At 53.6% G+C, this 5562-nt stretch carries 3 protein-coding genes and 1 pseudogene; 2 read left to right on the top strand and 2 right to left on the bottom strand.

Features of this window, described 5'->3' with window-relative positions; all coding sequences use genetic code 11:
- Together QME24_RS24485 and QME24_RS24490 are read right to left on the bottom strand one after the other, a co-directional pair.
- Window positions 1-779 (bottom strand): annotated as a pseudogene (locus tag QME24_RS24485) (hypothetical protein); the annotation flags it as partial.
- Window positions 780-860: 81 nt separating this feature from the next.
- Window positions 861-1262 (bottom strand): hypothetical protein, encoded by a 402-nt coding sequence (locus QME24_RS24490; protein ID WP_280091128.1) that lies wholly within the window; start codon window positions 1260-1262, stop codon window positions 861-863.
- Between the two features lie 314 nt (window positions 1263-1576).
- Between QME24_RS24490 and QME24_RS24495 the strand changes: the two genes are divergently transcribed.
- Complete coding sequence (locus tag QME24_RS24495; protein WP_049696548.1) at window positions 1577-2620, top strand: ATP-binding protein; 1044 nt, start codon at window positions 1577-1579, stop codon at window positions 2618-2620.
- Window positions 2584-5058: a S8 family peptidase gene (locus QME24_RS24500; protein WP_280091127.1), complete on the top strand. Its 2475-nt coding sequence runs from the start codon at window positions 2584-2586 to the stop codon at window positions 5056-5058. Before QME24_RS24495 ends, QME24_RS24500 begins: the two co-directional genes overlap by 37 nt.
- The last annotated feature ends 504 nt before the right edge of the window (window positions 5059-5562 follow it).

Here is a 5562-nt window from a genome sequence, read left to right on the forward strand (position 1 = left end):
TCGCGTCCGCTTAAAAATACGCGGACACCATCGCCCTTAATGCTGGAGTTCGGAAGGTGAGTTCGCCGGACGCTTACAAACCTTTCTGCAGCAGCTCCTAAGAAGCGCTCATGTCGGTCAACGGGTGGGGGGACCGGCGAGGCGCCAAAATGCTCATACCGCTCTTCCGGGTTGGCTGTCACTGCTTCAACCCAGGCCTCATCTCCCAGCCTATTCTCGATGTGAAAATCGGGTGATTCTTTAGGCTGGGTGACCAAAAGTCCCTGTTCACGAAAAATTGCTAATAGGTGGGCCTCCCAAAGGCGGGTGTGAAAATTCTCAGTCTGGCAATCGGGAACCCAATTTCTGTCTGGGGATGGCAGTGCGAGATACAGTTGATTCAGCGCCCACGCCCCAATACGGCGGCTTGGATCAAATAGTGATTTGAACACCACGCTTGGTGTGCGCTTACCCATTCTGCTTAGAGGAGCACGTCGTCGTTCACCTGAAGGGAGTGGAAGCGGATGGGCTTGGGTATTGAGAAAATGGCTGATTGAGGTGCGGGCTTCGGACTCGCGAGCGGTGCACTCACCATGGCTGAGGAGCACCCACACGCTATCGACACGACGCCGTAAGGTGACTACTCCGAAGCCGCCGGATTGGATATTTCGAGTTAGAGCGGCACAAGAAAGTCCGTCCTCACTAAGCCATGCCCCTACAGGCGGGTTGTCCCCAAACCCCAACCCTCGTGGAAGCGACAATGCGATTAGATCGAACATCGGCGCAGCTATTTCTTTCATTCACTGATCTCGGCAGCCGTCAAAATGCATTCCATCAATGCCTCGGAGCGTGCCCGCCGGCGATGACATCGGTGGAGGTACCTATTGAAGAAGGGGGCCTTGTTCGACCAGGACATCTCGGTTGGTGAAGATGGTCTCAATGGTTGCAGCCTCAGCAGCCACATGAGTCTTTCGCGTGATCTCTTCAAGGGCCAGTTCGAGCCGGTAGTCTTGGAAATACTCGTACAGCTTTTCAGAGCTCTCGGATATCTCCTCACCACCGTTCTTTGCGAGCAAGATGTGGATGATCGCTGCGAGTGGGAGGGAGATGTCGAGATCCTTCTCTTCTGCATCTGGCTCCGAGTTCAAACCGTCGAAATACCTCTCCAGATGATTCTGGAGCTCCTCAAGCCAGAACTGAGATAGGTTGCTAGGTAGGGAGCTTTCAGGCCCGGCCAGAAGGACTTCATCTCTGAATCGGGCCAGCAGATTGGGGTTTGCCATGGAGGACCTCACGATTAGATTTGAGAGCAACAGGTCAGCATAGTCCACTTCAAGATGACCACCTCCTTGACGCCCATCCTGGTGCTCCTGAGCCTCAGACGAGGTCTGAATGGGGACGATCCCTCAAACTCAAATCAGGACACCGCTCATAGGAATAGAGTCGTCTCCCTTGACTCTAACTGCTACCATGGTGGCATAACGTAATCCTGCTTTGGCGAGCAGGATGCGAGTCATTGAGTCCCTCCTATCCTGAGCACCGCGTCGTCGCCATAGCCACGGATTGGGCATTTTTTTGCAGAGATCAGGTAACAGAAATGGCCAGCGCCGAACAGCTCAAAGCGCTCGTGAAATCTCACATCGAACGGGATGACAGTCAGTTCTATTCCGTAGCGATGCAGGTTGCCGCACGCGAAGCTAAATCGGGCCATGGCAAGCTCGCGACCGATCTGCGCGACATGATCGATGCTGCTAAAAGCAGCGTGAGTCTTGAAGGTCGACGCAATAGCCCCACACCCCTTGCCAAGCCTCGCGGCGAAATGGCGGGCTTGCTGAGCGTTACCTACCCAAAAGATCGTTTCGTTGAAATGGTTCTCGACGACGCAGCATCAGCTCAGTTGCAACGAGTGCTGAAAGAGCAACGAATGTTTTCTCGTCTACGAGAGCATGGGCTTTCTCCTCGCAGGAAGGTGCTGTTGGTAGGCCCCCCAGGAACGGGTAAATCCATGACCGCATCCGCTCTTGCTGGTGAGCTCGGGGTGCCGCTCTTTCTTGTCCGTTTGGACACGCTTATTACCAAGTTTATGGGTGAAACTGCGGCGAAGCTGAGGCAGGTTTTTGATGCCATAGCTGAAGTCCGTGGTGTCTATTTTTTTGATGAGTTCGACGCAATTGGTTCCCAGCGTGGAATGCCAAATGATGTTGGCGAGATACGCCGGGTACTCAATAGCTTTTTGATGATGATCGAAGAAGACCAGTCAAATAGCCTAATCATTGCCGCGACTAATCACCCCGAGATCCTTGACTACGCCTTATTTCGTCGTTTCGATGACGTCATCGAGTATCACTTACCGACTGCTGAACAAGCATCGAGTCTTATTCGTTCGCGGCTTGGACATTTCGCGCCTAAGCCCTTTTCAACCAAGGCCATTGGGGAAAAGGCTGCTGGTTTGAGCTATGCCGAAATCCGGCGGGCGGTGGATGACGCTATCAAAGATGCCGTTATGCACGATGAAGAACGCGTCAAAGGACAGACGCTGGGCAAGGCATTGATGGACCGCCAACTGCTCAGCCAGAAATTGGCAAAACAACGTAGCAGCGAGCCATGCCGGACAAAAGAAACGCAAAGCGTGAACACTTAATACTGCCAAAAAATTCTAAGCCGAGAGATTTCACGGCACATGCCTCTAAGGGTGGCGTAAAACCGCAGATCCCAGATTTGCCAAGGCAGCAGCATGGTGCGTCACTTCAGCATCAACTGCACGCATTGAAGCCGATGGCCGAAGCAGCTAAGAACTTTCAACAGGGGATAGATGTTGAAAGCGGCTTGGGCTTGCAAATCCAGTTCGTCGGTCAGCCCGATGTGGAAATGGCTTTCCAAAGCCTTGGTGATGAGCGCAAGAAAATCGAACTCCTCAGCGTACGCCAAGAGGGAGACCAGACCATTGCCAACGTCTTCGTCCCCGATGGCAAGCTCGACCACTTTGAGAGGATCGTTACGGAGTACCTTCAGGAGAAGAAGGACAAGAATGGTAATCCCCGAGACCACCGTAACCTAGTCAACACGATCGAATCGATTCGCAACGCCGAGTTGGAAGCGTTATGGACAGACGATCCAGATTTGCTGCCGGACGACAAATCAAAAGAGTTTTGGTGGGAGGTGTGGCTTCCGGTACGAGGTGCGCGCCAGGCCGTTATTAACGATTTCACTAAGATCGTCGAAGGTAGTGGATGCGTAGTCAGCGAAGCACGAGCTGATTTTCCCGAACGAACTGTGGTGCTGATGAAAGGTTCCCAGCGCCAATTCTCGCAATCGGTGATGGGGCTCAACTGTGTCGCTGAGCTTCGTCGAGCCAAAGAAACCGCAGACAGCTTCGATGACTTGGCCAATGAAGAGCAAATCGAATGGCTGGATGAATTGGTTGCGAGAACTGATTTCCCAGCAGTCAATCGTCACGCTCCCAGGATTTGTTTGCTGGATTCTGGTGTCAATCGCGCCCACCCCTTGCTCAGTCCACTGATCGAGGAAGAGGATACTCACACCGTTAACCCTCAGTGGGGTAAGCACGATGAGGAGAACCACGGCACCGGCATGGCAGCCCTCGCAGCCTATGGCGATCTTACCGACTGCCTATCATCACTTGAACGTGTGAGCATTCATCATCGGCTTGAGTCGGTGAAGCTTCTTCCAAGCCATGGGGCGAACGAGGGGAACGCACTGCTTCATGCGTCTCTTTTTGCTGAAGGGGTGGCGCGACCAGAAATTAGCCACGCGGATCGATCCAGGGTCTTTAATTCAGCAGTTAGCGCCGAGGACTATCGTGACCGCGGTCGCCCATCCTCCTGGTCTTCAAAGCTGGATAGCCTGGCTGCAGATGCCGATAACGAAGGTGAGTTCCCCAGGCTGTTTATCCAATCGGCCGGGAACATTCGCGACATCAACGCTTGGATGCTTTATCCCGCGAGCTTGAGCACCAACCTGATCCATGATCCAGGGCAGGCTTGGAACGCTCTGACAGTGGGTGCCTGTACCCGTAAAATGGACACGAGACCCACTGCCTATGAACCAATAGCGCAAGAAGGTGGGCTCAGCCCCTTCACCACAACCTCTGCTACGTGGGAAAGTGCCTGGCCATTGAAACCGGACGTGGTTTTTGAGGGGGGCAATGCTGCCAAGGACCGATATGGCGCAGCGGGGATGGCGAGCCTTAATCTACTCACCGCCAAGAATGAGTTCGAGGCAAGACGATTCTGTACCTTTAACGCTACGAGCGCGGCGTCGGCATTGTGCTCTCGTATGGCGGCCCAAATTCTGGTTCAGTATCCGGCCTTGCGTCCAGAGACAGTCCGCGCCCTGATTGTTCACTCAGCAGAATGGTCGGAAGCTATGCGCGAGGCTTATCTCCCTGCTCGCCCAGTGAAATCGGACTACGTAAACCTCATTCGACATGCCGGCTGGGGAGAACCGAGTCTTGAGCGTGCTCTTTGGAGTGCGAGCAACACTCTCACCTTGGTGGTGGAAGACCAGCTCTACCCTTATAAGAAAGGTAAGGGGAAGATCGATACGAAGGAGATGAACCTCCACAACATCCCTTGGCCAAAGGACGAGCTTGAAGCTCTGCAAGGTGCAGAGGTGGAGATGAAGGTCACCCTTTCTTATTTTGTCGAGCCTAATCCCTCCGCTCGTGGTTCTGCGTCCAAATATCACTACCCATCACACCGTCTAAGATTTGATGTTAAGCGGCCCTTGGAAGGGCCTGAAGATTTTGTAGGCCGCGTAAATGCTGCCGCTGAACAGGTGAATGAAGGAATGGCACCGAAGGATCCAGACTGGCTCCTCGGGGGGCAATACAGGCACAAAGGGTCCATTCACCAAGACATTTGGAAAGGTACGGCTGCTGAGTTGGCAAGCCGCGGCTTACTGGCTGTGTTTCCTGGGATGGGTTGGTGGAGGACCAGGCCTAATCTCAACCGGTACACGCTCCCTGCTCGTTACAGCCTGATCATCTCTATCAAAACCCCGGAGACGGACATCGATCTGTATACCTCTGTCGAAAACAAGCTGGCTATCCTGGTTTAAATATCGTTCAAATGGCTCAGGGTTCCGCCTCAGGATAGAGATGATCAAATTTCCTGAGAGGACGGAAGGCGGGAGGGTTGATTCATAGAGGATGTGACCACAGCCATGCATCAGATGTTGATTGACACGCGTGCCGCCTAGATTAGCCTTGCGATTGAGGGCTGCAACTGCGCATTAGTCGGGTCTGGGTACCAGCATGAGCCCCCCCGTAATTTTGGCAGCAGAGGAAGCTGGTTCCTCTGAAGTAGTGACGGCGGGCATTGCCGGTCGGATTCTGAACCCAAGGTCGCGAGACTTGGAGCTAAAGGATCGCTGCGACTACTCCTCATCCCTTAGCGTAAAGGCACACATCGGTCGCGCAGTGGAAACACTGACCCTCACTAGGCCACTCAGCTTTTGTGAGATGTGGGTAAGGTCTTCTCAGCTTTTTGAATCGCCCCTGGTTTCGTAGACACCTCCAAGCCTCATAATGAGGCCCAAATAGGAGGTGCCATGAGTCGTCAG

The organism is Pseudomonas sp. PARCl1 (assembly GCF_947311875.1).
Classification (GTDB): Bacteria; Pseudomonadota; Gammaproteobacteria; order Pseudomonadales; family Pseudomonadaceae; genus Aquipseudomonas; species Aquipseudomonas juntendi.

Excerpts from the sequence above, each read along its gene's own strand:
- QME24_RS24490 (WP_280091128.1), bottom strand. The coding sequence starts at position 1,262 with ATGGCAAACCCCAATCTGCTGGCCCGATTCAGAGATGAAGTCCTTCTG.
- QME24_RS24495 (WP_049696548.1), top strand. The coding sequence starts at position 1,577 with ATGGCCAGCGCCGAACAGCTCAAAGCGCTCGTGAAATCTCACATCGAA.
- QME24_RS24500 (WP_280091127.1), top strand. The coding sequence starts at position 2,584 with ATGCCGGACAAAAGAAACGCAAAGCGTGAACACTTAATACTGCCAAAA.